The sequence below is a fragment of the Amycolatopsis sp. NBC_00438 genome, from assembly GCF_036026695.1.
Lineage (GTDB): Bacteria > Actinomycetota > Actinomycetes > Mycobacteriales > Pseudonocardiaceae > Amycolatopsis.
The window spans coordinates 6479209-6501192 of the sequence record NZ_CP107923.1; the positions used below are offsets into that span (position 1 = coordinate 6479209).

A 21984-nucleotide genomic window follows, 5' to 3' on the forward strand; every position below is an offset into this window, starting at 1 on the left:
GCGAAGGGGACGTCGACGCCGTCAGCGGCGCTTCGACACGCCGCGCGGAAAACTTTTCAGAGGGACGCCGTCAGCCCGCGGGCCCGCAGCACCGAGCGCTCCAGCGGACGGAACACGATCAGCTCGATCCCGACGCCGACCAGCAGGATCAGGAAGATCGCCGCGATCACCGTCTCGATGCTGTTGAGCGAGGACCCCTGGTTCAGGTACGCGCCGAGGCCGACGCCGAGCTGCGGGGACAGCGCGATCAGCTCGGCCGCCATCAGCGAGCGCCACGAGAACGCCCAGCCCTGCTTGAGCCCGGCGAGGAAGCCCGGCAGCGCCGCGGGCAGCAGGATGTGGCGGGCCGACGACAGCCGTCCCGCGCCCATCACCTGGCCGACGCGCGGCAGGATCGGCGGGATCTGGTCGATGCCCGAGACCAGGCCGTTCGCGATCGACGGCACCGAGCCGAGCAGCACGACGAAGTAGATCGCGCCGTCGTTGATGCCGAACCACAGGATCGCGGCCGGCACCCACGCCACCGACGGCAGGCTCTGCAGCCCGGTCAGCAGCGGCCCGATCGCGGCCCGGACCACGCGGACCTTCGCGACGAGCAGGCCGAGCGGGGTACCGAGCACGACCCCGGCGATGAAGCCGAGGGCGGCGCGGTGCACCGACGTCCAGACGAACCCGAACACCTCGCCGGTGACGACGTGGCTCCAGAACTCGTCCCACACGGCGAGCGGCGCGGGCAGCTGCGTCTCCGGCCAGAACGCCGCGGCCCACAGCAGCTGCCAGACGACGACCAGCACGACGAGCGCGAGCACCGGCGGCAGGAAACCCCAGGCGAACCGCTTCCAGAAGCCCGGCCGGCGGTCACCGACCGGGGTGTCGAGCGAGTCCAGTCCGGCGCCTACAGCGTCGAGATCCTCGACGTCGGCGGCATCCCTGGTGGGCCGGTCAAGCTGCGGCATGGGTGCTGATCACCTCTCGCAGGTGCCCGGTGATCTCTTCGGTCAGCTCCTCGGCGTCGGCCAGCGGCACGTCCGCCCACTCGCGCACGACCCGCCCGGGCCGCGACGACAGGAGCACCACGCGCTGCCCGAGCCGGACCGCCTCGCGCACGTCGTGGGTCACGAACAGCACCGACGTGCCGGTGCTGCGGTAGACGCGCAGCAGCTCGCCCTGCAGGACGTCGCGGGTGATGGCGTCGAGCGCGGCGAACGGCTCGTCCATCAGCAGCAGCGCCTGCTCCGGGTCACCGCCGACACGCAGGGTCGCGGCCAGCGCGCGGGCCAACGCGACGCGCTGCCGCATCCCGCCGGACAGCTCGTGCGGCCGCTTCGCGCCGGCGTCGGTCAGCCGGACCAGGTCCAGCAGCTCGGCGGCCTTGTCGCGGCGCTCGGCCCGGCCGAACCCGGCCAGCCGCAGCGGCAGCTCGACGTTGCGCGCGGCGGTCAGCCACGGCATCAGCGCGGCCTCCTGGAACATCACCGCCGGCCGGGACGTCGTGAGCGTGATCTCCCCCGCCGACGGCGCGTCCAGGCCCGCGACCAGGTTCAGCAGCGTGCTCTTGCCGCAGCCGGACGCGCCGAGCAGGCAGACGAACTCGCCGGGCGCGACCGCCAGGTCGACGCCGTCCAGCGCGACGACCGCGCGACCGCCCGTGCCGAACGTCTTGCGCACGCCGTCGAGCTGGACCGCGGCCGTGCCGGTGTGCCCGGTCCGGCCGGTCGGGAGGGTCGTGGTCATCGCAGGCTGCCTCTCGGGATCACTTCGCGAGCTCGGGGGCGTTCACAGCGGGCTGGTTCTGGGCCTTGAGGACGTCATTCAGCGGGCCGAAGTCGGCGAAGCCCTTCAACGCGACGGCGCTCTTCACCACACCCGCGGTCACCGAGTCCTGCGCGAGCTGCGGGAACTCGGCGGGGATCGGGTCCGTCGTCAGCTCGATGTTCGAGAACGCGCGGTCGATGACCGCCGGGCTCAGGCTACTGCCGGCCAGCTCCTTGAGCGCGCCGTTGACCACGGTCTTCGCGTCCGCCGGGTTGGCCTTCGCCCAGTCGATCGCGGCCAGCTGGCCCTTCAGCACGGCGCGGACGGTGTCCGGGTGCTCCTGCAGGAACTGGCTGCGCACGATGACGACGGTGGTCGGGAAGCGGCCGCCGGGCCACAGGTCCTTCTCGTCGAGCAGGACCTTCGCGCCGGCGTCGAGGACCAGCCGCGACGACCACGGCTCGGGCAGCCAGCCGCCGTCGACCTCGCCCTTCTTGAAGGCGTCGAGCGTCTTCGAGTTGTCCAGGTTGGTGATCTTGACCTGGCCGGTCAGGCTCTTGCCGGCGAGGAACTTCTTGAGCGCGACGTCCTGGGTGTTGGCCAGCTGCGGCGTGGCGATGTTCTTGCCCTTGAGCGCGTCGACGCTCGCGATGTCCGGCTTGACGACCAGCTGCGCGCCGCCCGAGACCGCGCCGGAGACCAGCTGGATGGTGCCCTTGGACTTGGTGAAGGCGTTGATCGCCGGGCCGGAGCCGATGTAGGCGATGTCGAGGGAGTTGCCCAGCAGCGCGTTGACCTCGTCGGGGCCCGCGTTGAACGTCTGGGTGGTGAGCTTGGTCGAGCCCAGCTCCTGCTTGAAGAAGTCCTTCTTGACGCCGATCAGCGCCGGGGCGTGCGTGACGTTCGGGAAGAACCCGAGCCGGACCTCGGTGGCGGCGCCCGCGTTGGCGGCGGGCGCGGTGTTCTCCGCGGCGCGGGAACAGCCGGCGAGCACGCCCACGACGGTCAGGGCGGCGAACGCCGAGGCCAGGAAGCGGGTTCTGTGGTGGGAGCGCACGTCAGCGTCGCCTTTCACGGGGTCGATGTCGGGGCGAGGTTCGCACGGTCACCCACTGGGCCGCATAGCCATCCGCATCCCGGGAAATCGAGTGAGATTTCTTGACATCGGCGAACGAGACGCCTACGTGCAACCGATCGGCCGGTTCCCGCGTGTTCCCCCGACGACTTCCGAGGGGGTTCGATGCGGACGCAGCTGCACATCCAGCAGGTCTTGCTGACGTGGACATGGGGCGGGCTTTCGTTCCACGCGGTCGACTGGCTGGAGTCCCGGGGGATGTCGTGGTGGCCCGCGGTGGCGACGATGTGGGCGGCCCTGCCGGCCGGGTTGCTGCTGGGCTGGCTGCTGTGGCTCGGCACCGGCCGCGGACCCGGTCTGCGGTTGGCGCTGGTCGAAGCCTCGCCGATACCCCTGCTCGTGCTCGGGCTGACAGGCTTGCTGGCCGGGACCTCGAGCCGGGGCCACCTGTTCGTGTTGATCTGGCTGTCCGCTCTCGCGTTGATCTTCTTGGTGATCATCGCGGGCACTGGGAGTGAGAAATCAGCCGATGCGGGCAACCGGTCGCGTCATCCGGACGTGGTACAGGTGACCACGGACTTGGGAGGTTGACATGACGAGCACCGCACACCGTGCCGGCCAGGGGGCCACCATCCGCGTGGCGCTGGTCGTTCTCTTCGTCGGGCTGGGCCAGGCGTCGTTCGAATGGCTCCGGTCACTCGGGATGGACGCAGTGACGAGCATGGTCGTCTGGGGGATCCCGGTCGCCACCGCGGCGGCCGTGTCGCTCGTGCTGTGGCTGGCGTCGGACCGCGCGTTCGCGCTGCGGACGTGGCTGCCGGTCAGCCTGTGCATCCCGGTGTACCTGGGCGGCCTGTTCGGCCTGGCGACCGGCACGGCGAGCCTGGTGGCCTCGATCGTCAGCGGCGTCGGCCTGGGGATCACAGCCGTCGCCGTGGCGGGCCTGTACCGAGCCCGCCGCCACGACGACGCCCGCGAACCGGCCCGCCAGTAGCGGATGTCCGTGAAGGCCTCCTTACCGGCTCTTATGGCCGGTAAGGAGGCCTTCACGGCTTTTCAGCGGCGCAGGAGCAGGGAGACGTCGCCGAACTCGTGCCACAGGTAGCGGCGCTCCACCGCCGCGTCGTAGGCGCGCTGGACCAGCTCCGGGCCGGCCACCGCCTCCAGGAGCAGCAGGTGGGACGCGTCCGGCGCGTGCAGGCCGGTGACGATGCCGTCCACGACCCGGGCCGGGCGGTCCGGGCCCAGGACCAGGTCCGTCCAGCCTTCGGACGCGCCTTCGGCCGCCGATTCGAGCGCGCGGGCCGCCGTGGTGCCCACCGCGACCACCCGGCCGCCGCGGGCGCGGACCCACGAAACCAGCGCGGCGGTCGTCGCGGGCACCCGGAAGCGCTCGGCCTGGGGTGGCTCGCCCGGCTCCAGCGACGAGACGCCGGTGTGCAGCAGCAGCGGCGCGAACAGCACGCCGTCGGTCACCAGCCGCGTGACCAGCGCGTCGGTGAACGGCCGGGCCGCCGACGGCATCTCCGCGCTGCCCGGCTCGCGGGCGAACACCGTCTGGTAGTCGCTCAACGGCCACGCGCGCGGGACGTAGCCGTAGCGGATCGGGCGTCCGCTCGCGGCCAGCAACCCGGGCACCGGGACGGACACCGAAGCCCGCCACAGCCGCGCCTGACCCGGCACGTGCTCGGCCAGCAGCGTCAGCGACGCGCCCCCGGGCAGCGCCAGCCGCTCCCCCGGCCGGCCGTCGAGCAGCGGGCCGCCGGGCGCGCGCAGCTCGACCACCCACGCGCCGTCGTCCAGCCCGGTCGAGAAGTGGACGACGACCTGCTGCCGGCCGCGGCGCGCGTCGATCGCCGCGGGCAGGGTGCCGGACGTGTTGACGACCAGCAGGTCCCCGGCCCGCAGGTGCTCACCCAGCGCGCCGAAGACCGTGTGGTGCACCCCGGCCGGGTCCGCGACGAGCAGGCGGACCTCGTCGCGGGCCAGGCCGCGAGCTTCCGGGGGCGCCGACGCCGACAATTCGCCGGGCAGGTCGAACCGGACGCTCATGCGGGCACCAGCAGGTCGGCGGCGCGGTAGCGGCCGCCGGCCGGGCGTTCGTCGAGCAGCCGCAGGAACGCCGGGACCGCCGTCTCGGGCAGCGGCCGGTCCGAGATGTCCTCGCCGGGAAAGGCGAGCTGGTGCATCGCGGTGCGCAGGTCGCCGGGGTCGACCACGTAGACGGCCAGGTCCGGGTGTTCCGCGCCGAGCACGGCGGTGAGCTGGTCGAGCGCGGCCTTCGCGGAGCCGTACCCACCCCAGCCTTCGTAGGCTTCGACGGCGGCGTCCGAGCTGACGTCGACGAGCGTGCCGCCGGTTTTCGTCAGGGCGGGCAACAGGAGCTGGATGAGCGCGAGCGGCGCGAAGACGTTCACGCGGTAGACGTTTTCCAGCTCCGCCAGGGGATAACGCCCCAAGGGCGGCAGCGGGCTGACGCCGAGCGAGCTGGCGTTGTTGACGAGCAGGTCGAGCGCGGGCCCGACGGCGGCGGCGAGTTCGGCGCGGTGGGCCGGGTCGGTGACGTCACCGGGGACGGGCGTGAACCCGGCTTCCCGGGCGGCTGCCGTCAGCGCGGCCGCGTCCCGGCCGTCGCCGACGACCGTCCACTTGCGACGCACGAGCGCCGCGGCGAGGGCCTTCCCCAGCCCCGCCGAGGCGCCGGTGATCAGAGCGACTGGCATGGTTCCTCCTTGCAGGGGTACCACACCATCGTTGAACCTCTACATTAGTCGAGGTCAACCGGGCGGCGGCCACGCAGCAGGAAATAAGCTGCCAGCGAAACGACGAACCCGACGTAGTAGGCGAGATCGGCGCCGTGCAGCGCCGCGGCGACCGGGCCGGTGTAGAGCGACGTGTTCATGAACGGCACAGCCGCGCCGAAGCCCGCGACGAACGCCACGACCGCGGCCCAGGGACGCGTGGTCGTCGCGGCCCGGGCGTCCACGCGCCGGCCGCCGCGGGTGCGCCGCAGCCAGTCCGGGAGCACGACCCCGAGGAACGGCGGGATCCAGTAGCTGACGAACAGCAGCACGTTCTGGAACTTCGACGCCAGCTCGCCGCTGTGCATCCAGAGGATCAGCGCGAACGCGAGCACCGTGACGACCACCGCCGACACCGGCCGCCGCAGCCGGACGCCGACGGTCTGCAGCGCGAGCGAGCCGCTGTAGTCGTTCATCGCGTTGGACGACACGGCCGCGAGCGCGATCACCGCGAGCGCCAGCGAACCCAGGAACCCACCGCCGAGCAGCGTCGCGACGCCGGTCGCCGTCTGGTCGCCGAGTGACGTCCCGAGCGCGAGCCCGAGGCCTTCGCCGATCGCGTACGACGCCGTCAGGCCGAGGAGCGTGAACCAGAAGACGCCGCACGACGACGTGTCCGCGGGCAGGTAGCGGCTGAAGTCGGAAGCGTACGGCGCCCAGGAGATCGCCAGCGACAACGCGATCGTCGAGAACAGCACGACGGCGCCGGTGTGGTCGCCGCCGGTCGCCGTGTCGGCCGTCGCGACCGGGTGTCCGGAAAGGACCTTCACGGCGAGCGCGGCGAACGCGAGCACCAGCAGCACGCTCATCACCGCCTGCACGCGGTGGATCAGCGCGTACCCGAAAACGCCGAGCGCGCACTGCAGCACCAGCACGATCAGCACCGCGGCCCAGAACGGCAGCCCGGTCAGTTCGGCCAGCGCTTCGCCGCCGAAGAGCCCGACCAGCGCGTCCCAGGCGATCGAGCCGAGCCACTGCACCAGGCCGGGCAGCACCACACCGCCGCCGAACGGCAGCCGCGCGAGCGGGAGCTGGCCGGTGCCGGTGCGCGGGCCCCAGGTGGAGAGGTAGGCCACCGGCAGCGAGCCGAGCACGGTGCCGGCGAGCATCGCGACCAGGCCCGTCCAGAACCCCAGGCCGAGCGACGCCGCGAGGGTGCCGGTGAAGACCGCCGTCATCGTCAGGTTCGGCGCGAACCACACGCTGAACAACCGCCACGGCCGCCCGAACCGGTTGTCCTCCGGGACCGGCGTGATGCCGTGGGTTTCGATCGCCAGGTCCGATCCCCCGGTGGGCATCCGCCCGCCGTAGACCTCGGCGTCGAGACCGCGTCCGCTCATGTCCTGCCTCCACTCGGCTGATCGGGCTCACCCTAGGGCGCGAGCAGCCGGTTGCCCGCCGCAAGTGCGCGCCGCCACACCGCGGGACACGGCCGCGCGGTGCAACACGGCGAATCACACGCGGAAGCCCGCACCAGCGGCGCCAGCACGCGATGCGCCGGGGTTCCCGAAACGCCGTGAAGGCCTCCTTACCGGCCATAAGAGCCGGTAAGGAGGCCTTCACGGACCTCGTTGGAAACTGCTAGACGAGCAGCAGGAACAGCAGCCCGCTGGGCGCGCCGAGTCCGGTCACGTCGTCGTAGCCCTTGGCGGTGTGGATCGTCAGACCCTGGTAGTCCAGCGTGCGGGCGGAGCGGAGCAGGCCGCCCGACGCGTCGACCGAGTTGGCGTAGTCGACCCGGGCCACCGCGGCGTTGTCCACGTGCTGCACGTCGCTGATCGCCTTGGTGCGCGAGGTCAGCTTGTAGATCACGGGGTTGATGAAGCCGTGGTGGAAGTGGTCGAAGCTGTCGGCCACCGCCATGATGCCGGCGAACACCGGCGACGCGAGGCTCGTGCCGCCGATCCGGTACTGGTCGTAGTGCGCACCCTCCGGGAAGGTCTGCGTCTGGCCGACCAGGAAGCCGGTGTTCGGGTCGCCGATCGCGGAGATGTCCGGAACCACGCGGCCCTTGTGCCCGGCCGTCTGGTTCTTCGTGGACAGCGCGTCCGGCACGACGCCCTTCTGGTAGAAGGGCTGCGCGAACAGGCGGCTCGTGCCACCACCGGAACCGGAGGTGTACGCGGCCGGCCCGTAGACGCCGTTGGTCAGCGAGGACTTGCTGGTCTCCCAGCCGGTCTCGAAGATCTTCTGGCCGTTCTTGCCGATCGCGATGGACGTGCCACCGACCGCGGTGATCCACGGCGCGGAGGCGGAGAAGTCCGGCGACGGCGTGCCGAGGCGCGCCACCTCGTCACCGTTGTCGCCCGAGGAGAAGTACACGCCGATGCCCTCGAGGACCGCCTGCAGCGAGATCTGGTTGAAGACCTTGACCTCGTCGGCCGGGATGTCCTCGCCGGTGTCGCCGTAGGAGTTCGACACGATGTCGGCCTTGTGGCCGGCGATCACGTAGTTCAGCGCCTCGTCGAGGGCGTTGTCCTCGCACGACTCGCCGCCGACGTAGAGGATGTTCGCACCCGGCGCGAGACCGTGGGCGGCCTCGACGTCGAGGGTCTCCTCGCCGTACCAGCCCGCCGCGTCACACTGGTCCGGCGGCTCGAGAACCGGGTTCGCCGGGAAGATGTGCTGCGAGAACTGGCTCTGCTTCAGCGGGTGCTGCGGGTCGTTCTTCTTCGCGTAGGTGCTCGCGTCGGCGTAGATCGTCGGCGAAGCGAAGGCGTCCACGATGGCGATCGTGGTGCCGCGGCCGTCCGCGCCGAACTTCGCGGCCTGGTCAACACCGTAGGCCGAGCGGAGCTGGCCCGGGGTGTAACCGCAGGGCGCGTAGGGCAGCTGCTTGCCGTTGTAGGCGGGGTCGGTGGTGTCGACCTTCTCGCCGTAGTAGGAGCTGCACGGCGGCGCGTTGCGGAAGCCGGGGCCGGGCGCGACGTCCGAGGGCTGGACCGACTTGGCCGCCTTGCCGGAGTCGATGCCGTCCGTGTGGTCCGGCTTGAACAGGTTGGTCGCCTGGTCCACGCCGACGACGCCGAGCACGTCGTTCGCCAGGTTCGCGGGCACCGACAGGTTCTTGTCGGCGGCGCGAAGGGTCTGGCCCTTGACGTTGTACTTGCCCAGCTTCACGGCGAAGGCGTTCTGCGTCTGGTCGGCGGTGCCGGTGGCCTCGACGTAGGCGCGGTTCGACGGGATGTCGCCGATGCTGAAGCCGCTGCCGGTCAGCCACGCCTTGACGGCGTTGACCGTCGCGTCGCTGGCGGCGAAGCGGTCCCGCACCTGGTCGGTGCTCAGGAACTGGCGGTAGGTCTTGCTGTCCGGGTCGGACACGGCCTGGGCCAGTGCCTCGGCCCCGGCGTTGTCGCGCTGGTTCAGGTAAACGCGGAAGCTCAGCTTCGCCGCGGGCGCCGTGTCGGCGACCTTGGCCTGCGCGTTCGCCCACAACGGGTGCGACTGCGGAATGTCCTGACGCCCCTGCGCCGACGCCGCCGCCGGCAGGGCCGCGGTGAGACCACCCACCACCGCGAGCGAAAGGAGCAGGGTGGAGCTTCTTCGCACAGAAATCTCCCTCTTCTGATTCGGCCCCCAGGTAAAGGACCTAGAACTCCGGACGAGACTAGATCGGGGTTCCGTCTCCGGGGAAGTACTTGCGGAACCGTTATTTCGGCGCGAATTCACGGGACCCGGACCGTGGTACGGAAATCCGTTTTGTCTCACGAAATACGCGAGGATTGATCCCCGATGCGCGGTAAGTCCGATTCTCGGCGGTATCGCGGACCACGCGGGAAGGGCGCCCGCCACCTACGAAAGTCGGTCGCTCCGTCCACTCCGGACAGTCGAACCGTGACGGCATTCGAACCGTCACCGGCTCCCCGCTTCAGACCCGCGACGCCAGCCGGCGATCCACTTCCACCGGGGAGAACACCGATTCCACCACCATCGCCACCGCGCCACCCAGCGCGAGCCCCGTGCCACCGATCTCGACCTGCAGACTCTGCGTAGCGCGCGGCAACGCCCGCCGGTACAGCACCTCGCGCACGCCCGCCACGAAATGCGGCTCGGCCAGGTCGCCGGCGATCACCAGGACACCCGGGTTGACCACCGACACCAGCGTCGCGAGCACCTCGCCCACCTGACGGCCGGCGGATCCGGCCAGCCGGACCGCCGCCGGTTCGCTGGCCAGGATGCGGTCGCGCACGCCCGAGCCCGACGACGTCGGCAGGCCCTGCTCGGTCAGCCGCGCGGCCAGGGCGCCCCCGCTGGCGACCGCCGCGAGGCAGCCCAGCGAGCCGCACATGCAGCGGGCCTCGGGGAAGCCCGGCAGCCGGATGTGGCCGATGTCGCCGGCCCCGCCGTCGATGCCCCGGTAGACCTCGCCGCCGATCACCAGGCCGGCGCCGATGCCGGTGGACACCTTGACGACCACCAGGGCGGCCGAGTCCGGGTGCCGCGCGCGGTGCTCCCCCAGGGCCATCAGGTTCGCGTCGTTGTCGACCAGCACCGGCGCGCCGAAGCGCCCGCCCAGGTACTCGTCGATCGGGTAGCGGTCCCAGCCCGGCATGATCGGCGGCTGCGTGACGCGCGCCTGACCCGGCTCGACCGGCCCCGGCACGGAGATCCCCACGCCGCAGACCGGCAGGTCGACGTCGGCGAGCAGCTCCTCGAACCACTCCGCGATCCGGCCGAGGACGGGTTCCGGCCCGTCGGCGACGCGCACCGGGCCCTCGCGGCGGGCGAGCCGGCGTCCGGAGAGGTCGGTGAGCGCGACCTCGGCGTGCATCGTGTCGACGCTCGCGGCGAGGACGACGGCGTGCCGGTCGTCGAACCGCAGCTGCCGCGCCGGGCGGCCGCCGGTGGAGTCCTCCTGGCCGCCCTCGGCCAGCAGGCCCGCCGACTGGAGCAGGTCCAGCCGCGCGGTCAGCGTCGAGCGGGACAGCCCGCTGCGCGTGAGCAGGGCCTTCCGGGTGGTCGCCTGACCGGTCCGGACCAGTCTCAGCAGCTCACCGGCGCTGGTCGGCGTGGTCATCCGGGCCCCCTTCGCAGTGGCTCACATCATCCCAGGACGTACTTTTGTCCATTGACAAGACATAAGTAGGAGATAGATTGGACACATGGACGTAACATGGGGGTCCGCTGAGGCTGTCCTCGCCGACAACTGGATCGGCTCGTCCACCGTGCCGTCCCGCGGGCTCTACCCGCACCAGTGGAGCTGGGACTCCGCCTTCATCGCCTTCGGCCTGCGCCACCTGGCGCCCGAGCGCGCCCGGCGCGAGCTGGTGACGCTGTTCTCCGCGCAGTGGCGCGACGGCCGCGTCCCGCACATCCTCTTCAACCCGGACACCCCGCCCGAGGCGTACTTCCCCGGCCCCGCCTTCTGGCGCGCCGGGCGGACGTCCGGGCTGATCCAGCCGCCGGTCCACGCGCGCGCCGTGCTGGCCGTGCACCGCGCCGACCCCGCCGGTTCCGGCGCCGAGACGTTCCTCGCGACGCTCTACCCGAAGCTCAAGGCCTGGCACGGCTACCTGCGGACCTACCGCGACGCCGGCGGGCGCGGGCTCGCCTCGATCGTGCACCCGTGGGAATCCGGGATGGACAACAGCCCGGCCTGGGACGGGCCCCTTTCGCGCGTCACGCCGGCCGACCCGGCCGGGTTCGTCCGCCGCGACCTGCAGCACGGCCACGCCGCCGACCGCCCGAGCGACGACGACTACGGCCGCTACGTCCGGCTCGCGTCGGCCTACCGCGACACCGGCTACCTCGACGCGCGCTGGGCCGACGTCGACGGCGGCTTCACCGTCGAAGACCCGGGCCTCAACGCGCTGCTGGCCGACGCCGAGCTCGCGCTGGCCGAGATCGCCGAGGTGCTCGGCCTGCCCGCGGCCGCAGCCACCCACCGCGAGAGCGCGGCCCGCGTCGCCAAAGCACTGCAGGAAACGTTGTGGGACAGCGCGTCCGGCTTCTTCTTCGCCCGCGACGTCCGCACCGGCGAGCGCACCCGCGAGTACACCTGCGCCGGGCTGCTGCCGCTCGTGCTGCCGGACCTCGCCGTCGCGCCCGCGCTGCTGGCCACCGCCACCGGCCCGCGCTTCCGGCTCGGCCAGGTGCACGGCGTGCCGAGTTACGACCTGACCGCGGCCGACTTCGACCCGGGCCGCTACTGGCGCGGCCCGTCATGGTTCAACGTCGGCTGGCTGGTCCGGCAAGGACTGCTGCACCACGGCGAGCACGCGCTGGCGTCGTGGCTGCGGGACGACCTCGTCGCCACGGCCACCCGCACGGGTTTCGCCGAGTACGCGGACCCGTTCACCGGCACCGGTCACGGCGCCCGGTCGTTCGGCTGGACCGCGGCGCTCACCGTGGACCTGGTGTCCACCCCCGGCTGACGGCCGGCCCAGCCGCGTCGGGGGCGGATGGGCCGGCCGCCGCTTAAGCGTTGCCCGGAGCCCGGTCACGGGAAAGCCGGGACCGCTGGACGGCCGTCGCGAGAAAGCGTTTTCCGCGTGGAGTCCGAGGGACCCGCACCACCCCCAGCCGGGTGCGGGTCCCCCGTTGTCCGTGCGGCGGAGCTCCGGTTTCCGTGGCGGCGGACCGGGCCGGACACCGAAGATCCTGCCGACTCCGGTGTCCTGTCAGGATTTCCGCAGTCTACCTTCGCGGGGCCCGCGGCAACCGTGCATTTTTCATGGTCCACACCGTGAATCGGGCATCAGGGGAAACCTACGCCGGACGACAGCAGCAGGAACGCCCGATCGGCGGCGGCGACCGCGTCCGGATGGCGCCGCACAGCAGGGATTCCGGCCGCGACGGCGTCCATGTTCGCCGTCGCCAGCAGCCGGCGGACCGCCGCGATCTGCGCCGCCGCCAGTTCGGCGTCCGGTGCCGGCACTTCCGCCTCCTTCAACGCGAGGGCCAGCGCCGCCTCCCCCGCGGAGGTGAACTCCGTCAGCCGCGCCACCAGCGCCGGTGTTCCGGTGACCAACCGGAACACCGCGACGACCTCGGGCGCGTCGCACAGGCCGGTCACCGGCTCGCGCTCGGCGAGGCCGCGCAGGAACGCCTCCCGCAGCGCCGCCAGGGGTCCCTGTCCCGGCCGCCGCGCGCGGACGACGTCCGCCGCGTCCGTCTCGTGGTCGGCGAACCGGTGCAGCACCAGGTCCTCCTTGCTCGGGAAGTAGGCGAAGAGGGTCCGCTTGGACACCTCGGCCACCCGCGCCACCTCGGCGACCCCGACGGCGTCGAACCCGCGCTCCAGGAAGAGCGTGATCGCCGCCGTCGAGATCGCCGCCCGCGTGCGGAGCTTCTTGCGCTCCCGCAGGCCCAGTTCATCGGTCACGTCACTCAGCGTAGCGCCCGGGTGTCAGACCTTCTGCAGGCCAGGCGTCCCTGCTTGCACTACGTAGCTGGCGTCGTTCTTGATGACCACCTTCGCCGGGTCGTAGACGCTGGTGTCGGACGTCGTCATGAAGTCCGCCCGCGTCTGCGACGGCGTGGCCGTGACGCGGACGTAGCCGCGCTCGCCCTTGCAGTACTTGACGTGCGGGTTGTTGGCCAGCCAGGCCGCGGTCGGCGGGGTCGCGGTGTCGCTGTTGCTCGTGACCGACGTCGTGACCAGCTCCGAGCCGATGAGCGGGTCGCTGTGGTCGAAGTAGTCGAGGCGCAGGTCGGCGGCCCAGTGCCGGTGGACGTCGCCGGTCAGCACGATCGGGTTGGCCACCTTCCGGTCGACCCAGCCCTTGGCGATCCGGTCGCGCGAGGCCTCGTAGCCCTGCCAGGAGTCGGGGCTCTCGCAGGTGGCCTTGTTGCCGTCGCCGTCGCGCGTGGCGAAGAAGACCTGCTGGCCGAGGAAGTCCCAGGTGGCCGGGTGCGATTCGAACTGCTTGAGCAGCCACGCTTCCTCGGTGCTGCCCAGGATGCTGCGCGACGTGCTGCGCATGTCGGTGCAGGAGGGGCCGCCCGAGCCGGACGGGTCGGCGACCTGGGCGTTGCGGAACTGGCGGGTGTCGAGCATGTGGAACCGGGCCAGGTTGCCCCAGAGCAGCTGCCGGTACAGCTGGATCGACGAGCCGTTCGGCTTCGCGGTCGAGCGGATCGGGGTGTGCTCGTAGAACGCCTGGAACCCGGCGGCCTTGCGCGCGGCGGGCGCGGGCGAGGTGGTGCCGTTCCAGTTGTTCATCACCTCGTGGTCGTCGAAGACGACGATCCACGGCGCGATGGCGTGCGCGGCCTGCAGGTCGGCGTCGGTCTTGTGCTGGCCGTGCCTGGCGCGGTAGATCGCGAGCGTGGTCGCGTCGTCGGCGACGGCGAGGCTGCGCGGGTTGCGGTCCGCCGCGGCGCGGCCCGACTTCTTCTCGTAGATGTAGTCGCCGAGGAACAGCACCAGGTCCGGGTCGTCGGCCACGACGCCCTTGTACGCGTGGTAGTAGCCCTCCTCCCAGTGCTGGCAGGAGGTGAAGCAGTACTTGAGCTGGTTGACCGCGGCACCGGCGGCGGGCGCGGTGCGCGTGCGGCCGACCGGGGAGATGTAGCCGGAAGTCTTGAAGCGGTAGAAGTATTCCCGCGCGGGCTGCAGGCCCACGGGTTCGATGTGGACGCTGTGCGCGGCCGCGCGGACCGCGCTCACCGAGCCGCTCTGCACGACGGAGGAGAACGCCGCGTCGTTCGCGATCTCCCAGTCGACCGCGTACGTCGCGTCGGGCATGCCGCCGAAGCCGTCCGCGTTGAGCGGCGCGGGCGCGAGTCTCGTCCACAGCACCACGCTGTCGGGCAGCGGATCGCCGGAGGCGACGCCGAGCTGGAAGGGATCGTGAATGGCGGGGGCGGCCGCGGTGGTGCGGGCGTTCGCCCAGGACGGCAGGGCCGCCGAGGCGGCGGTGGCGGTGACCGCGGCGAGCCCGCCGAGGAGCACCCGGCGCCGGTTGACCTGACTCATGTCGGAAGTCCTTTCGGGGAGGGGAGAAGCGGTCAGGCCGCGAAGTCGGTGATGCCGTCGCTGCAGGACTTCAGGTCCGGCTTGCCGGTGGTGTAGTTGGCGACGCAGACCTTGTAGAAGACCCAGCCGCCCTTCGCGACGGTCACGGCCTTGTCGACCTTCGTGCCCTCGCCGCCGGAGTTCCAGACGTAGAACGGGCCGGCGCCGCCCTTGAGCCAGTAGGCGACGACCGCGGAGTAGCCGTCGGCATCGGTGTCGTAGACCAGGAAGTGCGAGTCGGACGAGCGGTACTGGCCCTCGCCGGCGCAGGCGTCGGCGCACTGGCCGCTGCCCGTGCCGACGCCGCAGTCGGGCGCGATCCGGGTGTCGGAGCCGGTGTTGACGTAGGTGTCGGAGACGTAGCCGCCGAGCGCGGGCACGTAGTCCCACAACGTGCTCGTGCCGAAGGTGCCGGTCACGGAGGTGCCGACGGTCTGGCAGTCGATGCTGACCGACGCGCCGTTCGCGACGGTCTTGACGGCCGTGGCGCTCGTGGTGGGCGCCCGGCGGACGTTCAGCGGGTCGCCCGCGGTCTTGATGGTGCCGGTCGCCGCGGCGGACGCCTCGAGCGCGCCGCCCACCGAGAGCGTGCCCACCGCCGTGAGAATGATCCCTAAGCCGGCGATACGCCGGAGGTTCAAACGCTTCATGGCGGGAGCGTGACGCACTCCGGTACACGTCCCATACAAAGCGCCCGACCTGCGGACAGACACTCCGAATGGATCTATCGGGCACGGTGGTGGGGAAATAACATCCGGGCATGGGGGAACTCATCGGGCAGGTTGAGACCACCTCGCTTACCATCCGCGTCCTCGGCCCGCTGGAGGTCACCGCCGGCGGGCGGGTGATCGCCCTCGGCGGGCCGAAGCCCCGGCTGCTGCTGGCCGCCCTGGCGCTGCAGCCGAACGTCGTCGTGTCGACGGACGTGCTGGTGGAAGTGCTGTGGCCGGATTCGGCGCCGCGGTCGGCCGCGGCGAACATCCGGACGTACGTCCATTCGCTGCGAAGGCGGTTCGCCGAGATCGACCCCGAACTCGGCGAACGGATCAGCAGCCGGGCCTCCGGCTACCTGCTGACGGCGTCACCGGACGAACTGGATCACCTCTCCTTCACCGCGTCGGCGGGTGAAGCGCGGGAAATGCTCGATCGCGGCGACGCGGAGAGCGCTCTCGAGCTGCTCGACCGGGCCGACGCCCGGTGGCGCGGCGAAGTCCTCGAAGGACTCCCCCACGACCACAGCTGGGGCGCGACCGTCGCCCGGCTCGCCGAACTGCGGCTTTCGGTGCAGGAGCAGCGGTTGCGCGCGCGGATCGACTTGGGCCGCACCGGCGAGGCCGTCGCCGAGCTGCGCGGCCTGGTCACCGAACACCCGCTGCGAGAAGAGCTGTGGGGGCAGCTGATCGTCGCGCTGCGGGCCGCGGGCCGGACCGCCGACGCGGTCGAGGCGTACGAATCGGCCCGGCGGGTGCTGCGCGAAGAGCTCGGCGCCGAACCCGGCGCCCGGCTGCGGGAGCTGCGCGCGACGCTGGTGGTGCCGGAGAGCGTGCCGGCCACCCGCCCCGCCGACGTCGCCCCGGTCTGCCAGCTCCCCCTCGACCTGCCGGACTTCACCGGCCGCGACGACGTCCTCCGCGAAGTCGTCGCGCTGATGCGGGAACGGGCCGGCTCGGGCGCGCCCGCGGTGATCGTGCTGTCGGGCGCCCCCGGCGTCGGCAAGTCCGCGGTCGCCATCCGCGTAGCGCACGCGGCCCGCGAAGACTTCCCCGACGGGCAGCTGCACGTCGACCTGGCCGGGACGTCGTCGTCGCCGCGCGCGCCGATGGGGGTGCTCGCCGAGCTGCTGCACGCGCTGGGCATCCCGGACGCCGGGCTGCCGCGCGAGCTGGCCGAACGGGCCGCGCTGCTGCGCTCGCGGCTGGCCGGGCGGCGGATGTGCGTGGTCCTCGACGACGCCGGCAGCGCCGCCCAGGTGCGGCCGCTGCTGCCCGGCGCCGGGGCGTGCGCGGTGCTGGTGACCAGCCGGCTCCGGCTGCCCGGGCTCGCCGGGGCGAAGCCGGTCGACGTCGACCTGCTGCCCGAGGCCGAGGGCGCGCGGCTGCTGGAAGGCATCGTCGGCGCCGAGCGCGTGGCCGCCGAACCGGAGAGCGCCGCGGCGATCCTGCGCCAGTGCGGGCACCTGCCGCTGGCGATCCGGGTGGCCGGCGCGAAGCTCACCCACCGGCCGGGCTGGACGCTGCGGCTGCTGGCCGACCGGCTGCGCGACGAGCGCCGGCGCCTCGACGAGCTGCGCGTCGGCGACCTCGCCGTCCGCGCGAGCGTGACCCTGTCCTACGACCTGCTGCCGATGTCGGCGGCGACGGCGTTCCGCGGGCTCGGGCTGCTCGGGCCGGTGCAGTTCCCGGCGTGGACGGTCGCCGCGGTGCTGGGCCGCCGTGAGGCCGACGACGTGCTCGACGTCCTGGTCGACGGCCACCTCGTCGAGCTCGTCGGCTCCGATTCCGCCGGGCAGCCGCGCTACCGGCTGCACGATCTGCTGCGGGTGTACGCCGTGGAGCTCGCGGAGCAGAGCGACGCCGCGAAGACGCGTGCCGGCCTTCGGCGGGTACTGGAGGGTTACCTCGCGCTCGCGCTCGAAGCGGCGCGGCGGATGCCGCTCCACTTCTTCGGTATGTACTGCGACGACGAGCTGCCCCGGCCGCAGCTGCCCGCCGACGTGCTGCCGGACGAGACCGCGGCGTGGTTCGCGGCCGAGCGGCACACCAGTGTCGCGGCGGTCTCGCTGGCCGCCGAGCACGGCTTCGACGACCTGGCCTGGCAGCTGGCGTCCGCGCTGACGCCGTACTTCGACCTGCGCGGTCACCAGGACGACTGGCACAGCACGCACATCCTCGCGCTCGCGTCGGCCCGGCGGACCGGCTCGCTGCGCGCCGAGGCGATCGTGCAGCGCAACCTCGGCCAGTACCTGCTCTACCAGGACGAATACGCCCAGTCCCGGGTGGCGTTCGACGAGTCGAAGGCGCTGTTCGAGCAGGTCGGCGACGCCCAGGGCGTCGGCATCGCGCTGACCGGGCTGGCCACGATCCTGCGCATCGAGGGCGAAGACGACCGCGCGCTCGACCACTGTCACGAAGCCCTGAAGCTGTTCGCCGAGGCGGACGACCCGCACGGGGAAGCCGTCGCGCGCATCGGCGCCGGCGCGGTCTGGATGTCGCGCGGCTGCTACGCGGCGGCGAAGCGCTGGTTCACCGACGCGCTCGAGCTGTCGGCCGCGATCGGCGACCGGCACCGCGAGGCCCACGCGTTCAAGCGGCTCGGCCTGCTCTACCAGCACCAGGGCAACCTGGCGGCCGCCCGCGAGCACGTCGACCAGGCGATCGCGCTCTTCACCGAACTCGGTGACGACCACTGCGTCGGCTACGCGAATCAGAACCTCGGCGAGCTGTGCCTGCACAGCGGCGACTTCGCGCACGCGCAGCTGTTGCTGGTGAACTCCCTGTCGGTGCACCGCCGCAACGGCGACCGGCGGTCGGAGGCCGAGGTGTCCCAGCTGCTCGGCGAGCTGCACCGGGCGTTGTCGCAGCCGGAGCGGTCCCGGGAGTACTCGGAGCGCGCGCTGGCGATCTGGCACGAGCTCTCGACGCGCCCGAAGGACCCGGCGACCCCGCCCGCGCCGCCGGCCGCACCCCCGCACATCGTCTCCGCCTGAGCTCCCGGCGAATGCCATGAGGGGCACCTTCAGGGCTTGTCTGTCCCTGAGGGTGCCCCTCATGGCACTCGCGGCTCGGAGTCGAGTCGCTTTGTACGGAAGATGTATGACCCCCCGCCAGGCTTTGCCACGTTCGAGTGAACGAGGGCGAAGGGAGACCGGGGATGATCCGGATCAGGAAGACCGGCCGCGTGACCGCGGCGGTTCTGGCCGCGGGGGCGGTGACGGCGCTGGCCGGAGCCCCCGCCCACGCCGCGACCGCGGTGGCGAGCGGCTGGACCGCCGACTTGTCCACTGTGGACGGCGACGACGTCAACGTCACCGGCGCGGGCGGCACGCTCACGCTGGCCGACGCGGCCTGGCACCGAACGGCGCTGGTCTTCGCGGGCAGCGAAGGCAGCCTGCTCCTCGCGGAACACCCGCTGGGCAGCCCGGCCAACCGCGTCAACGCCGGACTGACCGCCGACACGCCGAAGGGCACGAGCGTCGAGGTCGACGTCCGGGGCCGCACCGGCGCGGACGACTGGACGGAGTGGACACCCGCCGGCACGCCGCTGCGGGCGACCGTCGGTTCGGTGCAGGTGCGGATCCGCCTGCACAGCACCACCGACGGCGTCCGCCCGGCCGTCCGGAACGTCACGCTCAGCGCGGACTCCGTGCCGCAGGTCAACGCGCTGCTCGCGACGACGCCGTTGACCTACAAGGTCTACGGCACCCGTGAAGGTCTCGTCGGCGGCACCACCGCCAACGGCCACAAGATCGTCAGCCACGACCACTTCGTCTCGTTCCCGTCGGGGAAGTCCGTGTCCCCCAAGGGAACCGGCAACTACACTGCGCGCGTCTGCCGCACCGACGGCAGCAAGTGCGAGTACGCGCCGGTGTGGGAGGTCGGCCCGTGGAACGAGCGTGACGACTACTGGAACCCGGCGTCGGTCCGCTCGGAGTTCAAGGACCTGCCGCAGGGCAAGCCCGAAGCGCAGGCCGCCTACCTCGACGGCTACAACGGCAAGAAGGACGACTCCGGCCGCACGGTCCAGAACCCGGCGGGCATCGACCTCGCCGACGGCGTGTTCTGGGACGGCCTCGGCATGTCCGACAACGGCTACGTGAACGTGACGTACCTGTGGACCGGCTCCGGCCCGACCGGCGTGGTCAGCACCGCGGGCGACCCGCTCAACGTCCGGGCGAGCGCCGGCACGTCGGCGGCGGTCAAGGGCCTCGCGGCGAACTACGCCAAGGTGACGATCGAGTGCTACACCACCGGCGACACGGTCACCGGCAAGTTCGGCACGAGCAACATCTGGGACCGCATCGGCGCCGGCCACTACGTGTCGGACACCTACCTGCAGACCGGCTCCGACAGCCCGGTGGCCCCGCTCTGCTGAGCGGCCCGCGGCTCAAGTGAGCCTTGATCATCGCGTGGTTGACTGCCCTCACCCCCGCGATAACAGCGAAGGCCCGGCATCCCCCGCCGGGCCTTCGCCCATTTCCGCCGCCGGCCGGCCCCCGGGACCCGGCACAGTCGCGACCCCGCCCCGCCCAACGCGCCTTCGCGTCGGGCATTCGCCCATTTCGCGCAGTGCGTATTCCGCTCTCCGGGACATCAATTCACAACCGTGAACAAGCGTCCGCCGGGTGTACAAGGACATGTCCGTTGTGTAAAACTTCCGGCACCTGGAGCATTTCCCCACACGGAATGGCGGGCACCTGTGAGCGTTACCCGGAGAACCCTGCTGACCACCGCGGCCGGCGCCGCGGTGGCGGTGAGCGCCAGCACCTCCACCACCGCGTCGGCGGGCACATCCACTGCCGTCGACCAGGCATCCGTCACCCGGACGCTCCGCCAGGCGGCCGACTACGCGGTGGCCAAGCTCCGCGCCGTGGCCCCCGGGGTCACCGCGTTTCCGACCGGCACGAAGTTCGAGAAATGGGCTTATTCGCAGAATGGCGACTGGGTCGGCGGATTCTGGCCCGGTCAGTTGTGGCTGGCGTACCTGCACAGCGGCGACGAACAATTCAAGACGCTCGCGCTGGCGTCCGCGGACAAACTCGCGCCGCGGCAGTTCGACACCGGAACGCACGATCTCGGTTTCCTCTTCTACCCGTCGTGGGTCACCGCGTGGCGGCTCACCGGCGACGAGAAGTGGAAGGCGGGCGCGGTGCAGGCCGCGGCGTCGCTGATCAAGCGCTTCAACCCGGCCGGGAAGTTCATCCGCGCCTGGGGCGCGCTGACCGACCCGAAGGACGCGGGCCGCGTCATCATGGACACGATGATGAACCTCGACCTGCTGGCCTTCGCGAGCAAGCAGACCGGGGACTCGCAGTACCTCGACATCGCGATCGCGCACGCGAAGACGGCGCAGCGCACCTTCGTGCGCCCGGACGGCTCGACGCCGCACGTGTTCGACTTCGACCCCGTCACCGGCGCGCCGATCGGGCAGAACACCGTGCAGGGCTACAGCCCGACCTCGTGCTGGTCGCGCGGGCAGGCGTGGGGGATCTACGGGTTCACCACGATCTACCGGCGCACCGGCGACCAGGAGTTCCTGACGACGGCCCGGCGCCTGGCGGACTACGCGCTGTCCCGGCTCACCCCGGACCACGTGCCGGTGTGGGACTACCTCGCCCCGCAGGCGCCGAACGACGCCAAGGACGCTTCCGCCGGCGTGATCATGGCGTGCGGCCTGCTCGACCTGGCCGAGCAGACGCGCCGGCCGCAGTACCGGGACAGCGCGCTGCGGATCCTCGACGCGACGTCGCGGACGTGCCTGACGACGAAGTCGGCGCGGGCCGAGGCGGCCGTCGCGCGCTGCACCCGCAACCGCCCGGCCGAGGACGGCGTCGAGATCTCGCTCCCGTACGCCGACTACTACCTGCTGGAAGGCATCCTGCGGGTGCTCGACCGCGCCGCGGTGGACCGCGCCGTCGACCTGTCGAGCCGATAGCACCCAGGGGAGGCCGCCACCTCCCCGAGGCCGTCAGTGCTGGTGATGGGCGTGCACCTTCGCGTGCCCGAGCCCGCGGCCGATCATCCACTTGTTCACCGGCACCGTCACGACGAACGCGATCGCGAGCGAGATCACCAGCGACAGCCAGAAGAGCACGCTGGCCAGGCCCGCGTCCATCGCCCCCGGGATCGCCACGACCACCGTGTTGTCGATGACCTCCATGACCGCGATCGACACCGTGTCCGCGGCCAGCGCGACCTTGAACGCCGCCGCCGGGTCCAGGCCCGACTTGAGCACGCCGCGCATCGTCAGGCCGTAGCCGAAGACGAAGGCCAGCACGATCGACAGGACCACCGTCGCCGCGTTGGGCAGGCCGAACGCCGTGCCCAGCACCATGCCGAGCACCTCACCGATGGCGCAGCCGGTCAGGCAGTGCAAGGTCGCCTGGACCGCGGTCGCCCACGAAGCCCCATGCTGTTCGCTCATGCCGTCGATAATACCCCCAAGGGGTATCCAGGCGCCTGTCTCGCACACCACAGCGCGAGCACGCACAGCGACCCTCGACCCCCCGATACACTACCCAGAGTGGCATTACCTGTCACTAGCCGTAGCGAACACCGCCGACCAGGCATTACCCCGTCGGAAAGCCACCAGGTAGAACTCACTTCCGTAACCCTTTGCGCACATCCCGTTGACCACAGTTACCCGGGGCCCTACGTTCGCCGTGGGTCTCCACCGCG

General features: G+C 71.8%; 18 protein-coding genes. 6 read left to right on the forward strand and 12 right to left on the reverse strand.

The annotated features are described in order from the left end of the window. Positions 1-56: 56 nt before the first annotated feature. The 3 genes from OG494_RS28980 to OG494_RS28990 are packed head-to-tail and all read right to left on the reverse strand — an operon-like array spanning position 57 to position 2812. Positions 57-956, reverse strand: coding sequence for an ABC transporter permease (locus tag OG494_RS28980; protein ID WP_328444012.1), 900 nt, complete (start codon positions 954-956; stop codon positions 57-59). Continuing rightward, positions 943-1734 carry an ABC transporter ATP-binding protein gene (locus OG494_RS28985; RefSeq protein ID WP_328444014.1) on the reverse strand — a complete coding sequence of 264 codons (792 nt, stop codon included), beginning with the start codon at positions 1732-1734 and terminating at the stop codon, positions 943-945. Before OG494_RS28985 ends, OG494_RS28980 begins: the two co-directional genes overlap by 14 nt. A 19-nt stretch (positions 1735-1753) precedes the next feature. Beyond that, positions 1754-2812 carry an ABC transporter substrate-binding protein gene (locus OG494_RS28990; RefSeq protein ID WP_328459055.1) on the reverse strand — a complete coding sequence of 353 codons (1059 nt, stop codon included), beginning with the start codon at positions 2810-2812 and terminating at the stop codon, positions 1754-1756. A gap of 183 nt (positions 2813-2995) precedes the next feature. Here OG494_RS28990 and OG494_RS28995 point away from each other — a divergent pair, with 183 nt between their 5' ends. Continuing rightward, positions 2996-3421: a hypothetical protein gene (locus OG494_RS28995; protein WP_328444015.1), complete on the forward strand. Its 426-nt coding sequence runs from the start codon at positions 2996-2998 to the stop codon at positions 3419-3421. A 1-nt stretch (position 3422) separates the two neighbouring features. Next, a complete protein-coding gene (locus OG494_RS29000; RefSeq protein ID WP_328444017.1) occupies positions 3423-3824 on the forward strand; it encodes a hypothetical protein in 402 nt (133 codons plus the stop codon). A 62-nt stretch (positions 3825-3886) separates the two neighbouring features. Here the strand turns inward: OG494_RS29000 and OG494_RS29005 are convergent, their stop codons facing one another. The 5 genes from OG494_RS29005 to OG494_RS29025 all read right to left on the reverse strand — a co-directional run bounded on the left by OG494_RS29005 (position 3887) and on the right by OG494_RS29025 (position 10648). Next, entirely contained in the window at positions 3887-4882 is a 996-nt protein-coding gene (locus tag OG494_RS29005) for an S-adenosylmethionine:tRNA ribosyltransferase-isomerase (RefSeq protein ID WP_328444019.1), read from the reverse strand. Then, positions 4879-5553 (reverse strand): SDR family NAD(P)-dependent oxidoreductase, encoded by a 675-nt coding sequence (locus OG494_RS29010; RefSeq protein ID WP_328444020.1) that lies wholly within the window; start codon positions 5551-5553, stop codon positions 4879-4881. The genes OG494_RS29005 and OG494_RS29010 overlap by 4 nt, the downstream gene beginning before the upstream one ends. 44 nt (positions 5554-5597) lie before the next feature. Beyond that, positions 5598-6971, reverse strand: a complete 1374-nt coding sequence (locus OG494_RS29015) for a purine-cytosine permease family protein (RefSeq protein ID WP_328444022.1) — start codon at positions 6969-6971, stop codon at positions 5598-5600. A 241-nt stretch (positions 6972-7212) separates the two neighbouring features. Continuing rightward, complete coding sequence (locus tag OG494_RS29020) at positions 7213-9180, reverse strand: S53 family peptidase (protein WP_328444024.1); 1968 nt, start codon at positions 9178-9180, stop codon at positions 7213-7215. 319 nt (positions 9181-9499) lie between these two features. Further along, positions 9500-10648 carry an ROK family transcriptional regulator gene (locus tag OG494_RS29025; protein WP_328444026.1) on the reverse strand — a complete coding sequence of 383 codons (1149 nt, stop codon included), beginning with the start codon at positions 10646-10648 and terminating at the stop codon, positions 9500-9502. Positions 10649-10733: 85 nt separating this feature from the next. On the opposite strand from OG494_RS29025, the gene OG494_RS29030 reads away from it, so the two are divergent. Then, a complete protein-coding gene (locus OG494_RS29030) occupies positions 10734-12005 on the forward strand; it encodes an MGH1-like glycoside hydrolase domain-containing protein (protein WP_328444028.1) in 1272 nt (423 codons plus the stop codon). 323 nt (positions 12006-12328) lie between these two features. Here the strand turns inward: OG494_RS29030 and OG494_RS29035 are convergent, their stop codons facing one another. Genes OG494_RS29035 through OG494_RS29045 form a run of 3 tightly spaced genes read right to left on the reverse strand, consistent with a single transcriptional unit; the run spans position 12329 to position 15240 of the window. Then, complete coding sequence (locus OG494_RS29035; protein WP_328444030.1) at positions 12329-12955, reverse strand: TetR family transcriptional regulator; 627 nt, start codon at positions 12953-12955, stop codon at positions 12329-12331. 24 nt (positions 12956-12979) lie between these two features. Beyond that, positions 12980-14551, reverse strand: coding sequence for an alkaline phosphatase D family protein (locus OG494_RS29040; RefSeq protein ID WP_328444032.1), 1572 nt, complete (start codon positions 14549-14551; stop codon positions 12980-12982). A 32-nt stretch (positions 14552-14583) separates the two neighbouring features. Further along, complete coding sequence (locus OG494_RS29045) at positions 14584-15240, reverse strand: hypothetical protein (RefSeq protein WP_328444034.1); 657 nt, start codon at positions 15238-15240, stop codon at positions 14584-14586. 110 nt (positions 15241-15350) lie between these two features. Here OG494_RS29045 and OG494_RS29050 point away from each other — a divergent pair, with 110 nt between their 5' ends. From OG494_RS29050 to OG494_RS29060, 3 genes are all read left to right on the forward strand, one after another. After that, the gene (locus OG494_RS29050; RefSeq protein WP_328444036.1) at positions 15351-18296 is read left to right on the forward strand and encodes an AfsR/SARP family transcriptional regulator; all 2946 of its coding nucleotides are present in this window, start codon (positions 15351-15353) and stop codon (positions 18294-18296) included. 164 nt (positions 18297-18460) lie between these two features. Beyond that, on the forward strand, positions 18461-19681 hold the full coding sequence (locus OG494_RS29055) for a hypothetical protein (protein ID WP_328444038.1): 1221 nt from the start codon (positions 18461-18463) through the stop codon (positions 19679-19681). A 324-nt stretch (positions 19682-20005) separates the two neighbouring features. After that, on the forward strand, positions 20006-21241 hold the full coding sequence (locus tag OG494_RS29060; RefSeq protein WP_328444039.1) for a glucuronyl hydrolase: 1236 nt from the start codon (positions 20006-20008) through the stop codon (positions 21239-21241). A 33-nt stretch (positions 21242-21274) separates the two neighbouring features. Here the strand turns inward: OG494_RS29060 and OG494_RS29065 are convergent, their stop codons facing one another. Then, positions 21275-21730 (reverse strand): DUF4396 domain-containing protein, encoded by a 456-nt coding sequence (locus OG494_RS29065; protein WP_328444041.1) that lies wholly within the window; start codon positions 21728-21730, stop codon positions 21275-21277. Between the last annotated feature and the right edge of the window lie 254 nt (positions 21731-21984).

What these genes read in the sequence shown, in the direction of transcription:
- OG494_RS28980 (WP_328444012.1), bottom strand. Translation starts at nt 956, where the DNA reads ATGCCGCAGCTTGACCGGCCCACCAGGGATGCCGCCGACGTCGAGGAT.
- OG494_RS28985 (WP_328444014.1), bottom strand. Translation starts at nt 1,734, where the DNA reads ATGACCACGACCCTCCCGACCGGCCGGACCGGGCACACCGGCACGGCC.
- OG494_RS28995 (WP_328444015.1), top strand. Translation starts at nt 2,996, where the DNA reads ATGCGGACGCAGCTGCACATCCAGCAGGTCTTGCTGACGTGGACATGG.
- OG494_RS29000 (WP_328444017.1), top strand. Translation starts at nt 3,423, where the DNA reads ATGACGAGCACCGCACACCGTGCCGGCCAGGGGGCCACCATCCGCGTG.
- OG494_RS29005 (WP_328444019.1), bottom strand. Translation starts at nt 4,882, where the DNA reads ATGAGCGTCCGGTTCGACCTGCCCGGCGAATTGTCGGCGTCGGCGCCC.
- OG494_RS29010 (WP_328444020.1), bottom strand. Translation starts at nt 5,553, where the DNA reads ATGCCAGTCGCTCTGATCACCGGCGCCTCGGCGGGGCTGGGGAAGGCC.
- OG494_RS29015 (WP_328444022.1), bottom strand. Translation starts at nt 6,971, where the DNA reads ATGAGCGGACGCGGTCTCGACGCCGAGGTCTACGGCGGGCGGATGCCC.
- OG494_RS29025 (WP_328444026.1), bottom strand. Translation starts at nt 10,648, where the DNA reads ATGACCACGCCGACCAGCGCCGGTGAGCTGCTGAGACTGGTCCGGACC.
- OG494_RS29030 (WP_328444028.1), top strand. Translation starts at nt 10,734, where the DNA reads ATGGACGTAACATGGGGGTCCGCTGAGGCTGTCCTCGCCGACAACTGG.
- OG494_RS29040 (WP_328444032.1), bottom strand. Translation starts at nt 14,551, where the DNA reads ATGAGTCAGGTCAACCGGCGCCGGGTGCTCCTCGGCGGGCTCGCCGCG.
- OG494_RS29045 (WP_328444034.1), bottom strand. Translation starts at nt 15,240, where the DNA reads ATGAAGCGTTTGAACCTCCGGCGTATCGCCGGCTTAGGGATCATTCTC.
- OG494_RS29050 (WP_328444036.1), top strand. Translation starts at nt 15,351, where the DNA reads ATGGGGGAACTCATCGGGCAGGTTGAGACCACCTCGCTTACCATCCGC.
- OG494_RS29055 (WP_328444038.1), top strand. Translation starts at nt 18,461, where the DNA reads ATGATCCGGATCAGGAAGACCGGCCGCGTGACCGCGGCGGTTCTGGCC.
- OG494_RS29065 (WP_328444041.1), bottom strand. Translation starts at nt 21,730, where the DNA reads ATGAGCGAACAGCATGGGGCTTCGTGGGCGACCGCGGTCCAGGCGACC.